19 protein-coding genes are annotated in these 23,127 nt (G+C 64.5%); 8 read left to right on the forward strand and 11 right to left on the reverse strand.

Going from position 1 to position 23,127, the window contains the following annotated elements; all coding sequences use genetic code 11:
* Positions 1 to 80: 80 nt before the first annotated feature.
* The 5 genes from XH88_RS13975 to XH88_RS13995 are packed head-to-tail and all read left to right on the forward strand — an operon-like array spanning position 81 to position 5,309.
* The gene (locus XH88_RS13975) at positions 81 to 956 is read left to right on the forward strand and encodes a branched-chain amino acid ABC transporter permease (protein WP_271668869.1); all 876 of its coding nucleotides are present in this window, start codon (positions 81 to 83) and stop codon (positions 954 to 956) included.
* Positions 953 to 1,951 carry a branched-chain amino acid ABC transporter permease gene (locus XH88_RS13980; RefSeq protein ID WP_271668870.1) on the forward strand — a complete coding sequence of 333 codons (999 nt, stop codon included), beginning with the start codon at positions 953 to 955 and terminating at the stop codon, positions 1,949 to 1,951. The genes XH88_RS13975 and XH88_RS13980 overlap by 4 nt, the downstream gene beginning before the upstream one ends.
* Positions 1,948 to 2,691, forward strand: a complete 744-nt coding sequence (locus XH88_RS13985) for an ABC transporter ATP-binding protein (protein WP_271668871.1) — start codon at positions 1,948 to 1,950, stop codon at positions 2,689 to 2,691. The genes XH88_RS13980 and XH88_RS13985 overlap by 4 nt, the downstream gene beginning before the upstream one ends.
* 12 nt (positions 2,692 to 2,703) lie before the next feature.
* The gene (locus XH88_RS13990) at positions 2,704 to 3,441 is read left to right on the forward strand and encodes an ABC transporter ATP-binding protein (RefSeq protein ID WP_271668872.1); all 738 of its coding nucleotides are present in this window, start codon (positions 2,704 to 2,706) and stop codon (positions 3,439 to 3,441) included.
* Positions 3,438 to 5,309 (forward strand): bifunctional sugar phosphate isomerase/epimerase/4-hydroxyphenylpyruvate dioxygenase family protein, encoded by a 1,872-nt coding sequence (locus XH88_RS13995; protein WP_271668873.1) that lies wholly within the window; start codon positions 3,438 to 3,440, stop codon positions 5,307 to 5,309. Before XH88_RS13990 ends, XH88_RS13995 begins: the two co-directional genes overlap by 4 nt.
* A gap of 118 nt (positions 5,310 to 5,427) precedes the next feature.
* On the opposite strand, the gene XH88_RS14000 is transcribed toward XH88_RS13995, so the two are convergent.
* Entirely contained in the window at positions 5,428 to 6,600 is a 1,173-nt protein-coding gene (locus tag XH88_RS14000; RefSeq protein WP_271668874.1) for an ABC transporter substrate-binding protein, read from the reverse strand.
* A gap of 320 nt (positions 6,601 to 6,920) precedes the next feature.
* Between XH88_RS14000 and XH88_RS14005 the strand changes: the two genes are divergently transcribed.
* Positions 6,921 to 8,183 (forward strand): NAD(P)/FAD-dependent oxidoreductase, encoded by a 1,263-nt coding sequence (locus XH88_RS14005; protein WP_271668875.1) that lies wholly within the window; start codon positions 6,921 to 6,923, stop codon positions 8,181 to 8,183.
* Positions 8,184 to 8,268: 85 nt separating this feature from the next.
* On the opposite strand, the gene XH88_RS14010 is transcribed toward XH88_RS14005, so the two are convergent.
* The gene (locus tag XH88_RS14010) at positions 8,269 to 9,951 is read right to left on the reverse strand and encodes a tannase/feruloyl esterase family alpha/beta hydrolase (protein ID WP_271668876.1); all 1,683 of its coding nucleotides are present in this window, start codon (positions 9,949 to 9,951) and stop codon (positions 8,269 to 8,271) included.
* Between the two features lie 149 nt (positions 9,952 to 10,100).
* On the reverse strand, positions 10,101 to 11,954 hold the full coding sequence (locus XH88_RS14015; protein WP_271668877.1) for a feruloyl-CoA synthase: 1,854 nt from the start codon (positions 11,952 to 11,954) through the stop codon (positions 10,101 to 10,103).
* 154 nt (positions 11,955 to 12,108) lie between these two features.
* Between XH88_RS14015 and XH88_RS14020 the strand changes: the two genes are divergently transcribed.
* Together XH88_RS14020 and atzF are read left to right on the forward strand one after the other, a co-directional pair.
* Positions 12,109 to 12,603: a MarR family winged helix-turn-helix transcriptional regulator gene (locus tag XH88_RS14020; protein ID WP_271668878.1), complete on the forward strand. Its 495-nt coding sequence runs from the start codon at positions 12,109 to 12,111 to the stop codon at positions 12,601 to 12,603.
* A gap of 193 nt (positions 12,604 to 12,796) precedes the next feature.
* Positions 12,797 to 14,602, forward strand: coding sequence for an allophanate hydrolase (gene atzF / locus XH88_RS14025; protein WP_271668879.1), 1,806 nt, complete (start codon positions 12,797 to 12,799; stop codon positions 14,600 to 14,602).
* Positions 14,603 to 14,609: 7 nt separating this feature from the next.
* On the opposite strand, the gene XH88_RS14030 is transcribed toward atzF, so the two are convergent.
* The 8 genes from XH88_RS14030 to XH88_RS14065 form a co-directional block, all read right to left on the reverse strand.
* Positions 14,610 to 15,332, reverse strand: a complete 723-nt coding sequence (locus tag XH88_RS14030) for a GntR family transcriptional regulator (protein WP_271668880.1) — start codon at positions 15,330 to 15,332, stop codon at positions 14,610 to 14,612.
* A gap of 4 nt (positions 15,333 to 15,336) precedes the next feature.
* A complete protein-coding gene (gene hpxZ, locus XH88_RS14035) occupies positions 15,337 to 15,729 on the reverse strand; it encodes an oxalurate catabolism protein HpxZ (protein WP_271668881.1) in 393 nt (130 codons plus the stop codon).
* A 1-nt stretch (position 15,730) separates the two neighbouring features.
* Positions 15,731 to 17,125 carry an AtzE family amidohydrolase gene (locus tag XH88_RS14040; RefSeq protein WP_271668882.1) on the reverse strand — a complete coding sequence of 465 codons (1,395 nt, stop codon included), beginning with the start codon at positions 17,123 to 17,125 and terminating at the stop codon, positions 15,731 to 15,733.
* A gap of 7 nt (positions 17,126 to 17,132) precedes the next feature.
* On the reverse strand, positions 17,133 to 17,312 hold the full coding sequence (locus XH88_RS14045) for a DUF4089 domain-containing protein (RefSeq protein ID WP_271668883.1): 180 nt from the start codon (positions 17,310 to 17,312) through the stop codon (positions 17,133 to 17,135).
* Positions 17,313 to 17,330: 18 nt separating this feature from the next.
* On the reverse strand, positions 17,331 to 19,058 hold the full coding sequence (locus tag XH88_RS14050; protein WP_271668884.1) for a dipeptide ABC transporter ATP-binding protein: 1,728 nt from the start codon (positions 19,056 to 19,058) through the stop codon (positions 17,331 to 17,333).
* A 274-nt stretch (positions 19,059 to 19,332) separates the two neighbouring features.
* Positions 19,333 to 20,232 carry an ABC transporter permease gene (locus tag XH88_RS14055; protein ID WP_271668885.1) on the reverse strand — a complete coding sequence of 300 codons (900 nt, stop codon included), beginning with the start codon at positions 20,230 to 20,232 and terminating at the stop codon, positions 19,333 to 19,335.
* A 9-nt stretch (positions 20,233 to 20,241) separates the two neighbouring features.
* The gene (locus tag XH88_RS14060; RefSeq protein ID WP_271668886.1) at positions 20,242 to 21,255 is read right to left on the reverse strand and encodes an ABC transporter permease; all 1,014 of its coding nucleotides are present in this window, start codon (positions 21,253 to 21,255) and stop codon (positions 20,242 to 20,244) included.
* Between the two features lie 195 nt (positions 21,256 to 21,450).
* Positions 21,451 to 23,073: an ABC transporter substrate-binding protein gene (locus XH88_RS14065; RefSeq protein ID WP_271668887.1), complete on the reverse strand. Its 1,623-nt coding sequence runs from the start codon at positions 23,071 to 23,073 to the stop codon at positions 21,451 to 21,453.
* Between the last annotated feature and the right edge of the window lie 54 nt (positions 23,074 to 23,127).

The raw sequence follows: 23,127 nt of genomic DNA on the forward strand, positions 1-23,127 counted from the left end.
CCTCACCCCGCCCCTCTCCCCGCAAGCGGGGAGAGGGGGAGAAAGAACGGGGGGAGAGGATGGAACGGCGAGAGGGGAAAATGTCCAATCTGTTCGATCTTCTGGTCGCGGGACTTGCCACCGGCGCAATCTATGCGCTGGTGGCGGTCGGCTTCACGCTGCTGTGGCAGACCTCGCAGACCATCAATTTCGCGCAAGGCGAGTTCGTGATGCTGCCGGCATTCCTGATGCTGGCGGCGATGCATGCCGGCGCACCGTTCTGGCTCGCGATCATCCTCGGCATCCTGCTCTCGATGATCCTGCTGGGCCTCGCCTTCAAGATGCTGCTGGTCGACCCGATGATGCGCCACGGCGTCCTGCCACTGGCGATCGCGACCATGGCGCTGGCGATCGGCATCAAGGAAGCCGTGAAGCAATTCTTCAGCGCCGAGGCTTCGCCCTTCCCGTCGATCGTGCCGACCGGCGACATCACGGTGCTCGGACACGTCGTCTCCCTGCAAAGCATCGGCGTCCTCGTCGTGGCGATTCTGGCCGTGTTCGGCCTGACCACACTGCTCAACCGCACCTCGCTTGGTCACCAGATGCAGGCCGCCGCGCAGAACCCGACCGTCGCACGCATTATCGGCGTGCCGGTCGAGCGCATGATCCTGCTGACCTTCCTGATCAACGCGTTCCTGGTGGCGCTGGCCTCGCTGCTGATCACACCGATCTATCTGGCGAAATTCTCCTCCGGCGAGGTGCTGGGCCAGGCAGCCTTCATCGCGGCGATCGTCGGCGGCTTCAATCAGGTGCGCGGCGCGATCGCCGGCGGTCTCTTGATCGGCGTGCTCGACAATCTGGCGGCCGCCTATGTCTCGACCCAATATCGCGCCGCCGTGCCGCTGATCTTTCTGATCGTGGTCATCCTGTTCCGGCCGCAGGGACTGCTCGGCCGCGCCGAGGAGCGCACGGTATGAGCGGTCTTGCCAAACCCCTGAAGATCGCGCTCGGGCTCATCGTCATCGCCGGGCTGATCGTCATTCCCATGAACTTCAACCGCTACGGTCTCTTCATCCTGAGCCAATGGACGGTAATGACCATCGCCGCGATGGGACTGAACCTCACGCTCGGCTATGCCGGACAGGTCTCGCTGGCGCAGGGTGCGTTCGTCGGCATCGGCGCCTATGCGGCCGCGATCATGACGACGCATGGCTGGCCGCTCCCGGCCGCGATCCTGGTTGCGATCGTGCTGAGCTTCGGCGTCGGCTGGGTGCTCGGTTATCCCGCGCTACGCGTCCAGCACCACTACCTTGCCTTCGTCACACTCGCCTTCTCGACCCTGGCCTTCCTGGTGTTCCGCAACGAGAGCTGGCTCACTGGCGGCATCTACGGCATCTCCAACATTCCGCGCCCGCATGTCTTCGGGATCGCAACCAACAAGCCGCTGCCGTTCTACTATGTCTGCTTGGGATTGCTCGCGATCGTATCGATCGCGGTCTGGTGGCTGATCCGCTCGCCCTGGGGACGCGCCTTCATGGCGTTGCGTGAAAATCCGCTGCGGGCGCAATCGCTCGGCATCGACACCCGCCGCTACACGCTGATGGCGTTCGCGATCGGCTCGGCGCTCGGCGGCGTGGCCGGCGCGCTCTATGCGCCGCTGACGCAATATATCGATCCTGTACCCTTCAACCTGTCGCTCTCGCTCGATCTGTTGATGATGGTGATCGTCGGCGGCGCCGGCTTCTATTTCGGTCCTTTCCTGGGGGCCATGATCGCGGTGCTGCTGCCGGAATGGCTGCGCTTCACCGAAGGCTACTATCTGATGCTCTACGCGATCGCGGTGATGGGACTCCTGATCTGGTCGCCATCAGGCATTCTGGGAATCCTCGATCGCTATATGGCCGCGCGGCGCACCAAAGCGGCATCTGCGCTACGCGCCGTCGCGAAGTCCCGCCTGGAGACGGCGCAATGAGTGCGGTGCTCGAAGTCACCAACATCAAGAAGAGCTTTGGCGGCATCACCGCGGTCGACGGCGTCTCCTTTGACGTGCGCGAGGGCGAGATCCTTGGCCTGATCGGCCCGAACGGCTGCGGCAAATCGACCTTGTTCAACTGCATCCTTGGCCAGCTCACGCCATCAGGTGGCGAAGTGAAGCTCGACGGCAAGGTCGTCACGGGCCTGCGCCCGTCCGAGCTCAACAAGCTCGGCGTCAGCCGGACCTTCCAGCTCCTGCAGGTCTTCCCGAAACTCTCGGTGCGCGAGAACCTGATCCTCGCCGGCCAGGAGCATCAGGGCAACATGGCTTCGCGCCTGGTCGGCCGCTCCGATGCCGGACTGACCGAGGCCGCCAACCAGATGATCGGCTTCTTCAAGCTCGATCATCTTGCGGCAGAACCCGCCGGCGGCCTCTCCTACGGCCAGCAGAAGTTGCTCGATGCCGCCATGGCGTTCATGGGCGGCCCGCGCCTGGTGCTGCTCGACGAGCCCGCCGGCGGCGTCAATCCGACAATGCTGTCCGATCTGAAGGAGCGGCTGGTCGCGATCAACCGCGAGAAGAACGCTACCTTTGTCGTGATCGAGCACAACATGGAATTCGTGATGTCGCTGTGCTCGCGGGTGATGGTGATGGCGGAGGGCAAGGTGCTGGCGATGGGCAAGCCGGACGAAGTGCGCAAGAACCCGGCCGTGATCGAAGCCTACCTTGGGCATTAGGGGAAGCGAGCCATGACCGATCCGATCCTTTCAGTTCAAAACCTCGTCGGCGGCTACGGCAAGATGACGATCCTGAACGGCACCAGCTTCTCGGTGCCGCAGGCGACCATCACGACGATCATCGGCCCGAACGGTGCCGGTAAATCGACCGTGTTCAAGGCGATCTTCGGCCTCTTGAAACTCCGCGAGGGCAAGATCAGCTTTGCCGGGCGCGACGTCACCAATTTGAGTCAGCGCGCGCTGCTCAATGCCGGTATCTGTTACGTGCCGCAGGGCCGCAACATCTTTCCCGAGCTCTCGGTGCGCCACAATATCGAACTCGGCGGCGCCGCCGCCGGAAAGAGCATCGACCTGCCCGCGCGGATCGAGGCCGCGCTCGATTTGTTCCCCGCGCTGCGCCGCAAATCGACGCAGCAGGCCTCGACGCTGTCAGGCGGCGAGCAGAAGCAACTCGAGATCGCGCGCTCGTTGCTGCTCGAGCCAAAGCTCGTGCTGATCGACGAGCCCTCGATCGGCCTGTCGCCGCTGATGGTGCAGCAGACCTTTGATATTCTGAAAAGCCTGCGTGACCGCGGCGTCACCATCCTGATGATCGAGCAGAACGCGCGCTCGGCGCTGGAGATCTCCGATATCGGCATCGTGCTCGAGCTCGGCCAGACCCGCATGGTCGACAAGGCCGAGCGCATTTTGAACGATCCGCGGATCGGACAGTTGTTCCTTGGGGGCGCGATGGAGGATAACGCAGCATGAACAAGCGCTCGATCGCGACCGTCTCTCTCTCCGGGGCCCTCGACGAAAAGCTGCGCGCCATCGCCTCGGCCGGCTTCGAGGCGGTCGAGATCTTCGAGAACGATCTGCTGTCGTTCGGCGCGGGGCCGCGCGACATCGCAAAGCTCTGCAAGGATCTCAATCTCGAGATCTGCGCTTTTCAGCCGTTCCGCGATTTCGAGGGCATGCCCGAGCCGCAACGTTCGCGCACCTTTGCCCGCGCCGAGCGCAAGTTCGATCTGATGCAGGAGCTCGGCACCGATCTGCTGCTGATTTGCTCCAACGTGTCACCATCCTCGCTCGGCGGCATCGACCGCGCCGCCGATGATTTTCGCGAGCTCGGCGAGCGCGCCGCAAAACGCGGCTTGCGCGTCGGCTACGAGGCGCTGGCCTGGGGCCGGCACGTCAACGACTATCGCGATGCCTGGGAGATCGTGCGCCGCGCCGATCATGCCGCGATCGGCGTGATCCTCGACAGCTTTCACGCGCTGGCCCCGGGCTTCCCGACCCGCGCGATGGCCTCGATTCCCGGCGACAAGATCTTTCTGGTGCAGCTTGCCGATGCGCCGAGGCTGGAGCTCGACATCCTGTCGTGGAGCCGACACTTCCGCTCGTTCCCCGGCCAGGGCGATCTGCCGGTCAGCGAATTCATGCAGGCGATCGCCGCGACCGGCTATTCCGGCCCGTGGTCGCTGGAGATCTTCAATGACCAGTTCCGTGCCGGTTCGGCGGCGCAGACCGCGGTCGACGGCCTGCGCTCGCTGATCCTGCTGCAGGACCAACTTGCTCCGGACTGGCCAAAACTCGTCGGAGAGCCGCTGGCGCCGAAGGCCAAGAGCCACGGCACAGGCTTTGTCGAGTTCGCCGTCAACGAGACCAAAGCCGGAGAGCTCGCCCGCCTGTTTTCACAGCTCGGCTTCCGCAGGACCGGCAAGCATCGCAGCAAGGCGGTGGAGCGCTGGTCGCAAGGGAAGGTCGAGCTGGTGATCAATTCCGAGACCGGCGGCTTTGCGCATTCGCACTATGTGACCCATGGCCCCGGCGTCTGCGCCATCGCGCTCGACGTCGACAATGCCGGCCTTGCCATGCAGCGGGCCGAGACGCTGAAGGCGCGCACCTTCTACCAGCCGGTCGGGCCGGGCGAGCTGGAGATTCCGGCAATCCACGGCGTCGGCGGCAGCCTGCTGTATTTCCTCGACCAGGCCGGCAAGAACTGGGACACGGATTTTGAGCCGATTGAAAGCAACGCAAGCGACGACGCGCTGCTCGCGGTCGATCATATCGCACAGTCGATGCCGTACGACGAGATGTTGTCCTGGCTGTTGTTCTACACTGGTATCCTCGACCTCAAACGCCTGCCGCAGATGGAAATCGCCGACCCTCGCGGCCTCGTGCAGAGCCAGGCTCTCATCAACGGCGACCAGAGCCTGCGCTTCGTGCTCAACGGCTCGTCCGCCAACCGGACGCTGCCGGCCCGTTTCATCTCGGAGTTCTTCGGCTCCGGCGTGCAGCACGTCGCGTTTGCGTGCGAAGATATCTTCGCCACCGTCGCAGCGATGCGCGCCCGCGGCGCGGGCTTTCTGGATATTCCCGGCAATTATTACGACGACATCGAAGCCAAATACGACCTCGCACCCGATGTCATGGCCAAACTTCGCGCCAACCACATCCTCTACGACCGCGAGGACGACGGCGAGTTCTTCCAGGTCTACACGCACATCTTTGATGAGCGCTTCTTCTTCGAGATCGTCCAGCGCAGAACCTACCACGGCTTTGGCGCGGCTAATGCCGGCATCAGGCTCGCGGCGCAGGCCCGCGAGGTGCGCCCTGCGAGCATGCCGAGGGTGTAGGGCTCTATCCACTGCGTCATTGCGAGGAGCGAAGCGACGAAGCAATCCAGGTTCTTCCCGCCGAGGGATTCTGGATTGCCTCGCTGCGCTCGCAATGACGGAAGGAGAGAGCAAAGCCTCACTTCATCGGGCACTTGTCGTGGAAGCGGTCCTGATCGTTCGTGACGATGGTCGCGACGGTCTTCAGCGAAAGCTCGCCTCCGGCACCTTTCACCACGTCCTGCAGATAGAAGTTCTGGATCGGGATGTGGTTGTTGCCGTACTTGAACGCGCCGCGCAGCGACTTGAAGTTGGCCTTCTCCATCTCGGTCTTCATCGCATCCTTCTTCGACGTGTCGCCGCCGACAGCGACCACCGCGCTGTTGATGAGCTGCGCTGCGTCATAGGCCTGCGCGCCATAATAGCTCGGGCGGGCGTTGGGATATTTCTTGCGGTAGTCGGCCACGAACTTCTTGTTCTGCTCGTTCGGCAGGTCGTTCACCCACTCCTGTGCGCCGGGCACCCCCAGCGCATTCTCCTTCTGCAAAGGCAGCGTCGTCTCGTCGACGGTGAAGGCGGTGTAGAGCGGCATGGTGCTCTTCATGCCGGCCTGGACATATTGATTGAGGAACTGTGCGCCGGCCGCACCGGGATAGAACACGAAAATCGATTCGGCGCCGGAGGCGCGGGCTTTTGCCAGTTCGGCCGAGAAGTCGAGCTGGCTCGGCCAGACCGTGTATTCCTCACCCTTGATCTCGCCCTTGAACGTGCTCTTCACGCCCGCAAGCATGTCCTTGCCGGCGGCATAGTTCGGGCCGATCAGGAACACGCTCTTGACGCCGTTCGCGTTCATATAGAGGCCCATGGCCGCCGGCGTCTGGTCGTTCTGCCACGAGGTCGAGAAAACGTATTTCGAACACAGCTCGCCCGCGAGCTGCGACGGGCCGGCATTGGCCGAGATCAGGAAGGTCTGCGAATCCACTGCAGTCTTGAGCGAGGCGAGCAGCACGTTCGACCAGATGTAGCCGACGAGGAAATCGACCTTGTCGGACTGCACCAGCTTCTCGGTCTTCTGCTTGCCGACATCAGGCTTCTGGCCGTCGTCCTCGTAAATCACCTCGACCGGCTTGCCGCCCATCTTGCGCCCGAGATGATCGAGCGCGAGCTCGAACGAGTTGCGCATGTCGTTGCCGATCACGGCAGTCGGGCCGCTGAAGGTCGAGACGAAGCCGATCTTGATGGTGTCGCCGGCGAATGCCGGGCTCGCCAGCACCAGCGCCGCTGCGCCCGCCAGCCAATATGCCGTCCTCATAACAACTCCCCTCCCTATTACGATCCCGGAAGCGGGGTGATCGCCGCCCCGGGTCTGCCTCTATTGAACGCAAAATCTGTCGCGCCGCCAATGGCTCAGCACCCGCCCCTGCACCATATTTCGCCCCAAACGGTGATGGCAAGAAATATAATTCTACTTCTTGGCCGAGGCCGGCCTCCGGGCCGGTCCGGGGGCTGCGGCGCTTTTTCGCGCCGCGTCAATACGTCAGGCCTATGCTGCGATTGATGACGGCTATTGGACTGCGGCGCACAATCCGCACTTAAATGGAGCAGGTGAGCAGCAAGATTCGAGGGCACATCATGAGCACGACACGGCATCGCGTCGTCATCGTCGGCGCCGGCTTCGGCGGGCTGGAGACGACCTACCGGCTCGCGGGGGCGCCGGTCGAGATCACGCTGATCGACCGCCGCAACCATCATCTGTTTCAGCCGCTGCTCTATCAGGTCGCAACCGCCTCCCTCGCCACCAGCGAGATCGCCTGGCCGATCCGCCATCTCATGCGAGACCGGCGCGAGGTGACGACGCTGTTCGCGACGGTGAGCGGCGTCGATGTCGACAGACGATGCGTGCTGATCGACGACGGCAGCGAAGTGCCCTACGACACGTTGGTGCTCGCCACCGGCGCACGCCACGCCTATTTCGGCCATGACGAGTGGGAGACATGGGCGCCGGGACTGAAAACGCTGGAAGACGCGACCACACTGCGCCGTCACATCCTGGTGGCATTCGAGCGCGCCGAACGGGAGACTGATCCGGCGAAGCGCGCGGCGCGGTTGACCTTCGTGATCGTCGGCGCCGGCCCGACCGGCGTCGAGCTCGCCGGCACCATCGCCGAGATGGCGCATCACACCTTGCCGGCGGATTTCCGCAACATTGACACCAACAAGGCGCGCGTCGTGCTGATCGAGGCCGGCCCGCGCGTGCTCGCGGGCTTTCCCGACGATCTCTCGGCTTACGCCCAGGCTTCCCTGGAAAAGATCGGCGTCGAGGTCGTACTCGGGCAGCCCGTCACCGAGATCGACCGTGATGGCGTGGTGTTCGGCGGCACGCGCCTGAATGCGAAAACCAAGATCTGGGCCGCTGGCGTGCGCGCCTCGCCCGCCGCCGAATGGCTGGGCGCACCAAGCGATCGCGCCGGACGCGTGCAGGTCGCCGACGATCTCACCATCCCCGGCCATCCCGAAATCTTCGCGATCGGCGACACCGTCAACATCAACGCCTGGAATGGCAAGCCCGTGCCAGGCATCGCACCTGCGGCGAAGCAGCAGGGCAAGCATGTCGCCGCGACCATCAAGGCGCGGCTGCAGGGCGCGCCGGCCGGCCCATTCCGCTACAAGCACGCCGGCAGCCTCGCCCAGATCGGCAAGCGCCTTGCGGTGATCGATTTCGGCAAGGTCAAGCTGCGCGGAACGATTGCATGGTGGATCTGGGGCATCGCCCACATCTACTTCCTGATCGGCCTCCGCCACCGCCTGAGCGTGGCGCTGAGCTGGCTGTGGATCTACGCGCGGGACCAGCGGGCAGCGCGGCTGATCACGCAGGGAAGCAGCAAGGTGGCGTAGCGGTACGCTCGTGTCCCGGACGCGGCGCGGCATGAAACGACGCGACGCAGCGTCCGGGGCACGAGATTGCCGACACCACGACGAGCTAAGGCGTCTTACAGACGAAGTTCGCGGCGTCCTCGCTGTCGCCCTGCCCGGAATACGCGGCGTAACTCGGATGGGGACACAGCGGCCGCGTGCGGGCCGGGCTCCAGGACGCGGGGACTTCCTTGTTGGCGGGACTGGCGGACGCGATGATGCGCTCGGGCGCCTTGCCGTTCTCCACCCAGTCGGTGAGCGCGGTCAGTGCATCGAACTTGTCGAGGGTGACGCCGCCGCCGCAATGCGTTTCGCCCGGAATCGTGAACAGGCGCGCGACGGTGTCGGCGTGCCCTTGCAGATTCATGTTCAGCCGATCGTACCAGCGGATGGTGTCGTTCACCGAGAACACCGGATCGGCCTGGCCATGATAGATCAGCATCTTGCCTCCGGACTTCCGGAGCGGTGCGAGCTTGGGATCATCGATGTCGGGTGGCGTCATGAAGTCCATGGCCGATTCCGTGAAGGTCGCGTCCTTGGCGAAAATCTTCGGCGCGTCCTTGTCGAAATCATAGGCCTTCAGCGCCTCAACCAGCTTCTCGTTGCTGCCTTCGACCACGACGGGCGGTGTCGAGAAGATGTAGTTCAGCGACGCTGCGCCCATGGTGGCGATGATCGGATAATTGTTCCAGGGTGCGACGGGGCTCTCGATCTTCCAGGTGCGCCAATTGCCCGTGCCGATGCCGCCATCGAGGGGCCAGCTGGAATAGAGCGCCGCACCCTTCGAATTCTTCGGTCCGGCAAGACTCATCTTCAGGGCATCGACCTTGGCTTCGGACAAACAGGCACTGTTCTGGCCAGGCGCGCAGACCAGGCTCTTGAGATCGAACGCCTTCTGACAGGCAGCGAGATTGGCCGTCAGCCCATCCTTGACGCCATCGAGCCGATCGCAGGCCTCCGTAATGCGCGAGGAAACGAGCTGCGCGTCTTCCCTGGTGATGGACTTGCGCAGATCTGGATCAACTTTCAGGAAGGCCTGCACGTCCCAGGCGTGCTGGATCGCAGCGCGCGGGAGGTCGAAGCCGGGATTGCCGACGAGGAAGCCGTCGTAATTCTCCGGCATGCGCGACGCCGCGACCATGGCGTGACGCCCGCCGTTCGAGCATCCCGCCATATAGGAGCGATCCGGCTTGCGCCCGTAATGCAGGGCAATGATTTGCTTTGCGACCGGCGACAGCGTCATGTCGGCGGCATAGCCATAGTCCCGCCGCGCCTGCGGATCGAGGCCGAACGCCGCGCCCGCCGTCAGACCCAGCGACTTGTTCGCAGGGTCTGAGCCGGAATGGCCACTGTCTGACGACAGCACCGCAAAGCCGCGCGCCAGTGGCACAGTGCCGCCGGAAGACAAGCCGTCGGGCAGGCTGCCAAGAGCGGGGACGACCACGCCGTCATTACCGCCATTCACCTGATGCAGGAAGCGCCCGTTCCACTCGGCCGGCAGCCGCAGTTCGAACCGTATGGCATAGGATTTCCCGTCGACGCCCGTGCGCTGGTTGGCAAGGCCCGTCACGATGCAATGCTTGGGGAGACCGTTGGCCGCATCCTGCGTTTTGGACCCGCTGATCTCGACGCCGGAGATGCCGAGCGAAGCGGTGGTGACCGGCGAGCAGGACTCCCCGTCGGCGCGAACCAGCGCGGTGGATCCCAGAAGCACGGCCAACGACGCGGCTGATATCAAGCCAACCCTCACGGCGGACCTCCCTCATTTAATTATATCCCATAATCATTACCTCCATTTCTTATTTTGACAAGGGCCGGCGCTCTTACCGCGGACGCGCCGCAGCATATCCGGGCGATGCGACGCTGAGCCGGTGCATGCGATCATGTCGGTTTTTCAATTTACCCTGCGCAGGCGATCCACTCCGCCGATGCATCGTCGTTGAGGCGCGCCACAGCGTCGGCACGGCGCGTCAGCACCGAGCGCTGGTTGATGTAGCCCTTGTCGGTGATCTCGCCGCCGTCGACCGACGGCGGTTCGGCGAGCAGCAGCGCGCGCGTGGCGTGGCCGGAGGAATTGGGTCCATGCTGCTTCAGCTTTGCCAGACCCTGCGCAATCGCGGTCCGGATCTTGTCATGCGCCAGCACGTCATTCACACCTGCCGTTTCGGACAGACCGGCGTGAGCGCGGCACGCGGCCATGTTCGGAAATACCAGGAAGCGCACCTCGTCGCCGCCATGGCCGGACACGACGATGTCCTGCGCGAGCGGCGCCAGCGCGGCGATGCCGGCGACACGCAGCGTGCCGACGCTGACCCAGGTGCCGGAATTGAGCTTGAAGTCTTCGGCGACCCGCCCGTCAAAGAACAGGCCGCGCTCGGGCCGCTCGACATCGGCGAGTTTTACCGCGTCGCCGATCAGATAGAAACCCTCGTCGTCGAACGCCTGCCTGGTCAGCTCCGCCGCCTTCCAATAGCCCGGCGTGACGTTGGGGCCGCGCACGCGCACCTCCAGCTTGTCACCGGAGGTCACGAGCTTCAGCTCGGTACCGGGAATCGGCACGCCGATATTGCCGGACCGTTCGGCGAGGAAATGACAGTCAGTCGCCAGCGGCGAGGTCTCGGTTGAGCCCCAGGCCGACACCATCGGCAAAGCGCGGCCGACGGTCTCAACGGAGAGCTGCTCGAGCGCGTCCCACAGATTCTGCGGCAGTGCGGCGCCGGCATAGAAGGCGAACTTCACGTCGCTGAAGAAGCGGTGGCGCAGTTCCTCGTCAGCGCGCAGCGCCGCGATCAGCATGTCGAAGCCGCGCGGCACGTTGAAGTAGACTGTCGGCATCACGCTTTTCAGATTGGCGAGAGAGGTCGCGAACAGGCCGGGCGCCGGCTTGCCACCGTCGATATAGAGCGAGCCGCCGTTGCGCAGCACGAGGTTGAAATTGTGGTTGGCGCCGAAGGTATGGCTCCAGGGCAACCAGTCGAGGATGACGAGATCGTCACCCCGTTCAAGGAAAGTCCAGGTCTGCGCCTTGGCCTGCTGGCTCGAGGTCAGCATGCGCTGGGTGTTGATCACGGCCTTCGGCGTGCCGGTCGAGCCCGAGGTGAACAGGAATTTTGCAACGGTGTCGGGCGTGACCGTGGCAAAGGCTGATGCGACTTCCGGCGTTTCAGGCGTTGCGGCAATGGCGCGGAACGCAAGCGCATCGGCGTCGCCAGCGTTGCCACTGATGATCTGCGCCCCGTGCAGCGGCTTGATCGCTGCGAGCGCCGCAGCGAACAGCTTGGTGCCTGAGACATAGATCGCACCGGGTTCAAGCAACGCGATCATGCTTTTCAGCTTGTCGAAATCCCTGGACATTAGCGAATAGGCCGGTGAGATCGCGGCTGAGGGTACGCCGACATGCTGTGCGGCAAGCGCGAGCAGCGCATGATCGATGCTGTTGTCCGAGAGGATGACAACCGGATGTTCTGCGCTGAGCCCTTGCGCCAGAATCCAGGACGCCGCGGCACGTACCCGCCGCAGGGCACCCGCGTAAGTCACGGTCGCCCATGGCGTATCGGCGCTATCGCGCTCGGCAAGGAAGACCTTGTCCGGTGTTTGCCGTGCCCATTGCTCCAGCCAGTCGCCGATGCAGCGCGCGCTGTCGCGCAGAGGCTCGGGAGAACGCAGCACGATGCTGCCATCGGCGCGATGCTCCGCCACGGTATTGGGCGTTGCGAACAGGCTAGAAGCGTCACCGCGGATGGCGGTCATCATGGTTTTCCTCCTCCCCCCGGATGTCCCGGATCGGTCGCAGCCTCGTTCCGGGCCGCTTTGGCCATAATGTCGTGCACGGCAATTGTTGTCGTCAACAACAATCTTCCGCTCGCGCGTTCCAGGCTCTACAAGGGGAGATGATGGGAGATGCGACGTGACGACCACCACGACCCGGACTGCCCCCCGCAAGCGGGCAGCGAACGGCGCAGGCCGGCGCGATAGCGCCGACGAGATCGGCCTCGATGCGCTGGTCGGGCACGCCGGCTATGCGGTGCGGCGCTTCCAGATCTGGATCTTCCAGGACTTCATCAAGACGCTCGGCCAGGTCGATATCAGGCCGACGCAATATTCGGTGCTGACGGTGATCGGCGCCAATCCGGGCCTCTCGCAGATGGCGGTGGCAAAACGCCTCGGCATCGAGCGCGCCCGGCTGGTGCATCTGCTCGACGGCCTCGAGCAGCGCAAGCTGGTGAAGCGGATCAAATCGAAGGCCGACCGGCGCTCCCATGCGTTGCACCTCACCGTGCAAGGCGAGACGGCGCTCGCCAAGTTCAAGCGGCTTGCTGCCGAGCACGAGCGGCATGTCGAAGACAAGATCGGTAAGGCGAACCGGGAGCGGCTGCTTCAGATCCTTGCTGGCTTCACCTGATCCGAGCTGCCCATGATTTGGGCAGATGCTCAGGACTGCGTGCTGGTCCGGCCGCCTCCTCGCTGGTCAGCGCATCGTCCAAGGCATTGACCTTGCGATAGTATCCGCGGTGCCGCGCCTGCCCGGATAATGTACACAATGGCACATCGCTTGCTTCATCGGGGGGAAGACATGTTGCCGGAGTTTTGTCGCCATGGGGGCTGAGCAGCCTGAAACGATTGCCGCGATCGTGGCCGCGCATCGCGCGGGCACGCTGACGCCGGCGCAGACGGTCGCGCGGACCTATCAGCGCATCCGCGACCACAACGATCGCGCCGTCTTCATCACCCTGCGCGACGAGAAGGACGCGATCGCGGAAGCCGAGAAGCTCGCCGCAAAGGATGCGGCGAGCCTGCCGCTGTATGGCGTGCCGGTCGCGGTGAAGGACAATATCGATGCGCTCGGTTTTCCGACCACGGCCGCCTGCCCGGCCTTCTCCTACACGCCGACGCACGACTCGACCGCAGTCGAGCGGCTGCGCGCGGCCGGCGCGATCATTATCGGCAAGACCAATCTCGACCAGTTCGCAACCGGTCTCGTCGGCGTGCGGTCACCCTACGGCATTCCCAGGAATTCGATCCGCGAGGATCTCGTTCCCGGCGGCTCCAGTTCGGGCTCCGCGGTTGCGGTCGGCGCGGGCCTGGTGCCGCTGTCGCTCGGCACCGACACCGCCGGCTCAGGCCGCGTGCCGGCGATGCTCAACAACATCGTCGGGCTGAAGCCGAGCCTTGGCATGATCTCGACGGCGGGCCTCGTGCCGGCCTGCCGCACGCTGGACTGCATCTCGGTGTTTGCGCTGACGGTGGACGACGCCGCGCTCGCGCTGTCCGTGATGGCCGGCCCCGACCAGGCGGATCCATTCTCGCGCAACCGGCCGCTGGGTGGGATCATGCCGTTCCCGACAAATTTGCGCCTCGGCGTGCCGCGCAATGGACAGCTGATCTTCTTCGGCGACAAGAAGGCGGAAACCGCTTACGGCGAAGCCTTGAAGCGCTGGGCCGCGCTTGGCGCCACGCTGGTCGAATTCGACCTCGAGCCGTTCTATGAGACAGCGCGGCTGCTCTATGAGGGGCCGTGGGTCGCCGAGCGCTATCTCGTGATCAAGAATCTGCTCGCCTCGGCGCCCGATTCGATCCATCCGGTGACGCGCGAGATCACCGTGGCCGGAGCCCGGCTGACGGCCGCCGAGACCTTCTCCGCGCTCTACCGCTTGCAGGGGCTGCGCAAGATCGCCGAGCGCACGTTTGCGACTATCGACGCATTGGCGTTGCCGACCGCACCGACGGCCTATACCACCGCGCAGGTGCTGGCCAATCCGATCGAGCTCAACAGTCGGCTCGGCACCTACACCAACTTTGTGAATCTGCTCGATCTCTGCGGTCTCGCGGTGCCGGCTTCCATGCGTGCCGACGGCATTCCGTTCGGCATCACGCTGCTGGCGCCTGCCGGACGCGACGCGATGCTCGCAAGCATCGGCCGCGTGTTCCATGCGGATACCAGGCTGACGCTTGGTGCGAAAGGCGTGACGCAGGCGCCGCTCCCGACACTTCCCGTAACCAGCAGTGACGACATCCCGATCGCCGTGGTCGGCGCACATCTCTCAGGCATGGCGTTGAACGGCGAATTGGAGGCGCTGAACGCAAGGCTGATCGAGGCAACGAGGACTGCGCCGGACTACAAGCTCTACGCTCTGAAAACCACGCCGCCGAAGCCGGGCCTGCTGCGCGTTGAAGCGGGCCAGGGCGCATCGATCGAGCTGGAAATCTGGTCGTTGTCGGCGGCGGCGTTCGGCAAGTTCGTCAATGCGATTCCCGCGCCGATGGCGATCGGCACAATTCGATTGGCCGACGGCCGCTGCCTGAAGGGCTTTCTCGTCGAGCCCGAAGTCCTGGGCCAGGCGCACGACATTACGGCGTATGGGGGATGGCGGAAGTATATGGCGGAAGCTGCCACGGCGTAGGCGGGACCTACACCGACACCGCGTAGATCTCATACTCCCCGCGCACCAGCTCGATATGCGCGCGCATGGCGGCGGCGGCGCCCTGCTTGTCGCCGCGCATGATGGCGACCACGACGCGGTCGTGCTCGGCTTGCGACTTGGCGAGGCGACCGAGATTGCGGAACTGGGCGCGGCGGAACGGCTGCACGCGCACGCGCGTCGCCAGCGTGATCTCGGCGATGTAGCCGTTCTGCGATCCCGCATAGATGGCGTTGTGGAAGCGCTCGTTGACCTCGTGGAAGCGATCGGGATTGCCGGCGTAGCTGAGAACGCGCAGCTCTTCGTGGATAGCTTCCAGGCCGTGGCGCTCGGCAGCCGACATGCGCTCGGCAGCAAGGCCCGCGCAGAGCGCCTCGAGCTCGGCCATCGCTTCGAACATGCTTGTCAGCCGCTCGACCGACGGCCGCGCCACCACCGCGCCGCGATGGGGCCGCGCCTGGACCAGGCCGCTCGCGACCAGTTGCCGCAGCGCTTCGCGCACCGGCGTTCGCGAGACGCTGAAGCGCCGCGCGATATCGGTCTCGTCGAGCGGCGCGCCCGGCGCGAGAATTCCACGCACGATCTCGTCGGCCAGCTGGAGACGCAATTCCTCGGCACGGGTGACCTTCTGTACCGACGGTGAAGCACGATCGACGCGGGGCACCACCGGCTCGGCCGGTAGTATCTCCTGCGGAAAATCATCAAGCGCCATGCGGTCAGGTCTCTTTCGACTCGTCGATGATGCTGACATGGGCGGCGACGACGCGCCAGCCCTCCGGGAAGCGAATCCAGGTCTGCATCTGCCGGCCGACCTTGCCCGGCGCCGTGTCGCGATAGAACAGCGTGGAGGCCACGGCCGTATCGCGGCCGTAGCTCGAGATCACCGTCTTGGCCGTGCGGCGGTTGAGACCGACCGGCGAGCGGCCGGCGCGGAAGCCGGAGATCGCCTGATAGCCGTAGAGATTCTCGCCGATGCCGTAGCGCAAGGTACGGGGATCGTTGCGGAACAGCTCGCCGAGCACGGCGACGTCGTTGCTGACGAGGGCCTGTTCATAGCGCTCAAACGCAGCCTTGACTTCGACGATCACGTCGGGGAGATCGATCTCCATCTCAAAATCCTCTCGGGGCCGGCGCGGCGGCTACGCCCATCTTTTCCAATGCGTAGGCGACGCGGAGCGCGACGGCCTCGCGCCAGGGCGCCGCGATGATCTGCACGCCAATCGGCAGCGGCTCGAGCGGCACCGGCACCGCGACCACGGGCAGGCCGATGAACGAGATCGGCTGGGTGTGGATGCCGATATTGGCGCGCACCGGCAGCTCGACGCCGTCGAGATTGAACATCACTTGGCCGAGTTTCGGCGCGGTGCAGGGTGTTGCCGGCGCGATCAGCACGTCGACGGATTTGAAGATCTCGGCGAGCTGCGCGCGATACCAGCGACGAAATTTTTGCGCGCGGTCGACCAGCAGCGCCGGCACCATGGCCCCGGCGATCAACCGGTCGCGCACCGCGGGATCGAAATCGTTGGGCCGCTTGCGCAGGCGATCGAGATGCAGCGAGGCGCCTTCGGTGGTGGTGATGACATAGGCCGCGGCGCGGGCGCGCGAGGCTTCTGGCACGTCTACCACCTTCGTGGCGCCGAGCGCCTTGGCAACACGGCTGACGGCTTCGACGGCTTCCGGAAACACGTTCTTCTGAAAGTGTCCGCCTGCGACCGCGATGCGCAGGTCCGACACCGGATTGGCGATCAGCGGCAGCGTCGGCTCAAGATCGCGTTTCGTGCAGGCGGCATCGTCCGCATCCGGTCCCTGCATCGCGTCATAGGCGAGCGCGAGATCGGTGACCGAGCGCGCGAACGGGCCGAGGTGATCGAGGCTCGCCACGAACGGAAACGAGCGCGCCCGCGACAGCCGGCCATAGGTCGGCTTCAGGCCAAAGATGCCGCAAAACGAGGACGGCACGCGGATCGAGCCGTTGGTGTCCGAGCCGAGCGCGATCGGCACCAGCCCGCCGCCGACGGCGCTGCCCGAACCGCCGGAGGAGCCGCCAGTCATCCGCGTGGTGTCATGCGGATTGCGCGAGGGACCGTCGTGAACGTTCTCGCCGGTGAAGTCGTAAGCATATTCGCCCATGTTGAGCGCGCCGACGAGGACGGCTCCGGCCGCTTCCAGCCGCTCGATCAACGTGGCGTCGCGCTTGACGGGCGCGAGGTCGCGATTGATCTTCGAGCCGGCACGAGTCGGAAGCCCCGCGACGTCGAACAGGTTCTTCACCGCAAAGGGAACGCCGGCGAGCGGACCGACCTCTTTGCCGGCTGCGACGTCAGCGTCAATGGCGCGGGCCTTACCGCGGGCGCGATCGGCGGTGACGTCGGTGAAGGAATTGAGGATGCCGTCGTGCTGCTTGATGCGCGCAAGCGCGGCTTCCGTGGCATCGCGCGCGGTCATCTTGCGGCCCGCAACCGCTTTCGCGATGTCGGCGGCCGTCATCTCTGGCTTGGTGGTCATGGCAGCATCAGGCTGTGAAGATCGGCGCCGGCTCGGCCTCGTCCGGCAGCGCGAATTCGTCGACGAGGCGGGCGAGCCGCAGCGACACTTCGAGATTGGCGCGCACCGCGGGCCGCCAGCCCTCCTCGACCGGCAGCGCCAGCGCTTTCGATACGGCGTCGATATAGTCGTCCAGCGGTTCGGCCATCACGCTCCCAACAATCTCTTAGTGCACCGGCAACGGCGGATGCGGGATCGCCGTCAGCAGCTCCTTGGTGTAGTCGTCCTGCGGATCGCCCAGGACTTTCTCGGACGAGCCTTCTTCGACGATCCGCCCCGTCCGCATCACAATGACACGATCGCACAACAAGCGCACTACATTCAAATCATGCGAGACGAACAGATAGCTCATACCCAAGCGCGCCTTGAGGTCCTGAAGCAGGTTCAGCACGACCGCCTGCACCGACACGTCGAGCGCCGCGGTCGGCTCGTCAAGGATGACCAGCTTGGGATGCAGCGCGATCGCGCGGGCGATGCCGATTCGAGCCTTCTGGCCGCCGGAGAGCTGATGCGGAAAACGATCCAAGAGATTGTGCGGCAGGCCGACCATCGTGGCGAGCTCCTCACAGCGGGCGCGGAGCGCGTCGCGTCCCTTGATGTCACCCAATTGCATGATCGGGTCGGCGATGGCGCGCGCGGCGGTGAAGCGCGGGTTCAGGCTGTCGGTCGGATCCTGGAACACCATCTGGATGCGGCTGCGCTGCGGCAGTCGGGCGAAGGCCGCAGGCGCGATGCCGCCGATGTCTTCGCCATCGAACTGGATCAGGCCGGAGGTCTGGTCCAAGAGCCGCATCACCATCATCGACGTCGTCGATTTGCCGCAGCCGGATTCGCCGACGAGGCCGACGCTTTCGCCATGGCCGATCGAGAAGCTGATGCCGTCGACGGCGCGGAACACGTCCGGCTCCACGGGCGGCTTGCGGCCGAACAGTTTTCCGAGCGTGGCGGTGGCACCCTGGCGCGGATATTCCTTGACCAGCTTTTCGATGAGCAGGAGGGGCATCTGCTCCTGCGCGTTTGCCGCGGCAGGCGGAGTTGGTTCGGCAGGCGCGGCGGGCACGGCGCCCTCTTCCTCCGGCAATAGATCCCGCAAACTTACACCCAGCCGCGGCGTCGCGCGCATCAGTTTCCTGGTGTAGAGGTGCTGCGGGCTCGCGAAGATGTCGGCAGCCTTGGCGGTCTCGACCACGCGGCCCTTCTCCATCACCACCACGCGGTCGCAATAGGCGGCGGCCAAACCCAGATCGTGGGTGATCAGGATGGTGGACATCGCGCGCCGCCTGGTCAGCTCGACGATCAAATCCATCACCGCCTTCTGGGTGGTGACGTCGAGACCGGTGGTCGGCTCGTCCGCGATCAGAAGCTGCGGATTGCAGGCGAGCGCCAGCGCGATGACGACGCGCTGGCACATGCCGCCCGAGAGCTCGAACGGATAGGCATGATAGCGCTCGCGCGGGCGGGCGATCTTGACCTGCTCGATCGCCTCGATCGCCTTTTCTCCATGGTCCGAAACCATCGCCTGCTGCACGTGGGTGCGCAGCACGTCCTCGATCTGATGACCGACCTTGCGGATCGGATTGAGCGCCGCGCGCGGGTTCTGGAAGATCATCGAGACTTCGCGACCGCGCAGATCGCGCATCTGGTCCTCCGTCGCGGCCTTCACGTCGATGCCGGAGAACATCACCGAGCCCTCGGCTATCCGCCCTGCGCGGTCGAGGATGCGCATCACCGCATAGGAGGTCACCGACTTGCCCGAGCCGGACTCGCCGACGATGGCCAGCGTCTCGCCCTTGGCGACAGAGATGTTGACGTGTTGCACGGCTTTGACGATGCCGCGGCGGGTGGTGAATTCGACGGTGAGGTCCTGGACTTCGAGCAGCGGCTGGGCGGTCACAAATGCCTCCCGTCGCTCAAGAGGTCGAAAACAACCCCATGCACAGTAGGAGCGGCATTGGATTCATTGAGAGATTTGGCGTGTGAGGGAGGCACCCCTCTCTCGCTCCCTCCCCCCTTGTGGGGGAGGGTTGGGGAGGGGGGTAGCCCCAAGCGAGGTCGGAGTTTGTGGCTACCCCCCTCCCTTCCCCTCCACCACAAGGGGGGAGGGAATGAGAGAGCAGTGCCCGCCTCATATGTGAGCTTCCCCTGCCCGCATTTGACATCGACAGCCATCACGTCCTCCGCTGGGGATCGACGATGTCGCGCAGGCCATCCCCGAGGAGGTTGAAGCAGAACACGGCGATCATCAGCGCGAGGCCGGGGAAGAGCGCGATCCACCATTCGCCTGACACCATGAAGCCGGCGCCCTCGGCGACCATGATGCCCCACTCCGCGGTGGGCGGACGGACCCCGAGGCCGATGAAGGAGAGGCCGGCGGCATTCAAAATGGCGTAGCCCATGGTCAGCGACATCTGCACGATCATGATCGGCATGATGTTCGGCAAAATGTGCACCAGCAGGATGCGGAATTCGCCATTGCCGGAGAGGCGCGCGGCCTGCACGAAGCCGGCATTGCGCCGGACATTGGCTTCCGCACGCGCGACGCGGGCGTAGAGCGGGAAGTTCACGATGGCCGTTGCGAGGATGATGTTCTGCACGGTGTTGCCGAGCGCTGCGACGATGCCCATGGCGAGCACGAACAGCGGAAAAGCCATGATGGTGTCGGCGATGCGGCCGACGATGCGGTCGGTCCAGCCGCCGAAATAGCCCGCCGCGATGCCGGCAAGGCCGCCCATCAGGAACACCAGCACGACGGAGGCGACCGCGATGAACGTATCGAGTCGCGTCGCCACCACGACGCGGCTGAAGATGTCGCGGCCGAGCTGATCGGTGCCGAACCAATGCGCCGCCGACGGCGGCTTCAGCGCCGCGGCGGTATCGGAGGCGAGCGGATCATAAGGCACAACATAGGGACCGAAGATCGCAGCGATGAGGATCAGGATCAGCAATGCGAAGGCAAAGCCGGTGACTTTGTTCTCGCCGAGGACGTAGCGGGCTTGTTCGAGGATTGCAGCCAGTCCCGACGTTCGCGCGGGACCCACGGGTTCAACAGCAGGCGCGACGGAGCTCATTGCGTCCCCCTACCCTTCCAGCCGCACGCGCGGATCGATCACGCCGTACAAAATGTCGATCACGAGATTGAGCAGCACGTACATCACGGCCATGGTGAGGACAAAACCTTGCACCGGCGCGAAGTCCGAGGAGATCAGCGCTTCCACCGCATAGGAGCCGATGCCGGGCCAGGCGAACACTTTCTCCACCAGCACGTTGGCCCCTAACAGGAACGAGAACACCATGCTCAGCGTGGTGATCACGGGCAACATCGCATTGCGGAACGCGTAGGTGACGATCACGGTCGTCGGCGACAGGCCGCTGGCGCGCGCGGTGCGGACGAATTCGGACGCCAGCACCGCCAGCATCGAGGCGCGCGTCATGCGCGCGATCGGCGCCAGCGAGAAGATCGCCAGCGTCGTCGCGGGCAAAATGAGCTGGCTGAGCGCCGAGCGGAAGGCCTCGACGTCGTGCGCAAGCAGCGTGTCGATCAGATAAAAGCCGGTCACCGTCGGCGGCGCGCTGTAGAACACGTCCAATCGACCGAGCGGCGCCGGCGACCATCCGAGCCGGAAATAGAAGACATAGACCAGCACAAGTCCTGTGAAGAACACAGGCAGCGAGACGCCGGCCGTGGTCGTGACGCGGCAGAGATGATCGATCCATGACCCCGGTCGTGTTGCGGCCAGCACGCCCAGTGGAATGGCGATGGCGATCGAGACGATCAGGCCGAGCAGCGTCAGCTCCGCCGAGGCCGGCAAGCGGTTGCGGATTTCGGTCGCGACCGGCTGGCCTGTCGTCAGCGAATTGCCGAAATCGCCATGGGCGAGATCGTTGGTGTAGCGGAAGAATTGCTCGATCAGCGGCTTGTCGAGCCCGAGCTTCTTGCGGATCTGCTCGACGGCTTCCTTGGTCGCGGCGGGCCCTGCGAAATACGCAGCGGGGTCGCCCGGTAGCGCGCGCGTCAGTAGGAAGGTGACGATGACGACGCCGATCAGCGAGGGAATCGCGAACATCAGGCGCTTGCCGATCATGGTGAGCATGATGACGTCCTCTCGCGCTTTGCTTTGAAATGAGATCGCGCAACCCACTCCGCTGCGTTCCCTCCCCCCTTGTGGGGGAGGGCTAGGGAGGGGGGTGGCTCCGGGAGAGGCCGGAGTTTGTGGCTACCCCTCTCCCCAACCCTCCCCCACAAGGGGGGAGGGAGCCTGAAGAGCGTGCCCACCTCACCCATGCCCTTATCCCTTCGCCATCGCGCGATAGTCGAGCCTGCGGTGGAACCAGTACTGATAGCCGCTGACGTTCTTCTGCATCGCGACGTTGACGAAGGGCTGGTACAGCGGGATACGCGGGATGTCGGTGTAGGCGAGATCGATGAAGCCCTTCACGTCCGACTCGTAGGCCGCAGTGTCGCCGGCGGCCGCCGCGGTGCGCGCGCCGTCGATGAACTTGTCCATCTCCGCCGACTTGTAGCTCATGGTGTTGAAGACGGAATTGTTGCCGTGATAGCACCAGTAGAAGAAGTATTCGGGGTAATCGAGCCAACCCGAGAACACGTTGGTGAAGAGCGGCATCTCCTTCTTGTTCAATTCGGTGCGCCAGTTGGCGCCCGGCACCTTGTTGATGGTGGTCTTGATGCCGATCTGCGCCAGAGACTCCTGCACCAGCACGCAGAGCGGCTCGTTGACGCCGGCGAAATTCAGGTCGAACGAGATCGTGGTCTCGAAGCCGCTGGCATAACCGGCCTCCGCCATCAGCGCCTTCGCCTTGTCCATGTCGGTGTTGTATTTGTGTGGCTGCGGCCAGACGACTTCCGTCGGCTTGTCCTTCGGCGCCCCGAACATCGGGTTGGCGAGACCGAACATCACGGCGTCCATGATCTTCTGATAGGGCAGCGCATAGGCCACCGCCTGGCGCACTTTGGGATTGTCGAACGGCGGCTTGGTGACGTTCATGCCGATATATTGGATGCCGTTGGAGAACGGCAGCGACACCACGTTGAGCTTGCCGTTAGCCTTCATCTCCTGAAAATCCTTGTTCGGAAGTTCGTAGGAGATGTCGGCATCACCGCGCTCCAGCAGCGCGCGGCGGTTGCCGGCCTGCGGCACCATGCGCCAGATCACGCGCTTGATCTTCGGCAGCGGACCGCAAGCCCAATCGTCGTTGCGCTCCATGATGACTTCGGTGCCGGCGGTCCATTTCGTCACCTTGTAGGCGCCGGAGCCTGCGGTCTGCTGCTTGGTGAATTCCAGACCCCAGGGGTCCTTCTCGCTGGCATTCTTCTTCACCAGTTCGGAGTTGACGATGCAGGGCACGATGACGGCGAGATCGGGAATCGTCAGCCGGTCCTTCCTGAGGAAGTCGACGCGCACGGTATGGTCGTCGATCACGACGAACTGCTCCGGCTTGGTCAGCGAACCCGCGCTCATCTGGAAGGTGGGGAAGCCGCCGACGCTGACGGCGCGGTCGAGCGACCATTTCACGTCCTTGGCGGTGACAGGCGTGCCGTCATGGAATTTGGCGTTCTTGCGCAGCTTGAAGGTGACGGAGACGTCGTCGATCTTGAACTCCTCGGCGAGCTCGCCCTTGAACTTGTCGCGGTCGTAATAAGGCACGCCGCCGGGCCCGGACTTCATCTCGTGGCTGATCAGGCGGTCGTAGCAATTCCAGGACACTTCATAGCCGGGCACGTTGGTGCCGACGCCGTGGATGTCGAGATTGTTGGGGCCGCCTTCCGAGACGATCAACAGCGTCTCCGAACGCGCATCGGCATAGGCCGAGGAGACCACCTGCGGCACCGCCGGAAGCGCCGCGCCAGCGGCCAAGCCAGATACGGACTTGAGGAAATCGCGACGCTTCATGCGGATGCTCCAACTCGGAAGTTTCTGGTTGGAACTGAGTTCGCAAGGTTCGTG

The organism is Bradyrhizobium sp. CCBAU 51627, from assembly GCF_028128765.1.
In the GTDB taxonomy this organism is placed as follows: Bacteria; Pseudomonadota; Alphaproteobacteria; order Rhizobiales; family Xanthobacteraceae; genus Bradyrhizobium.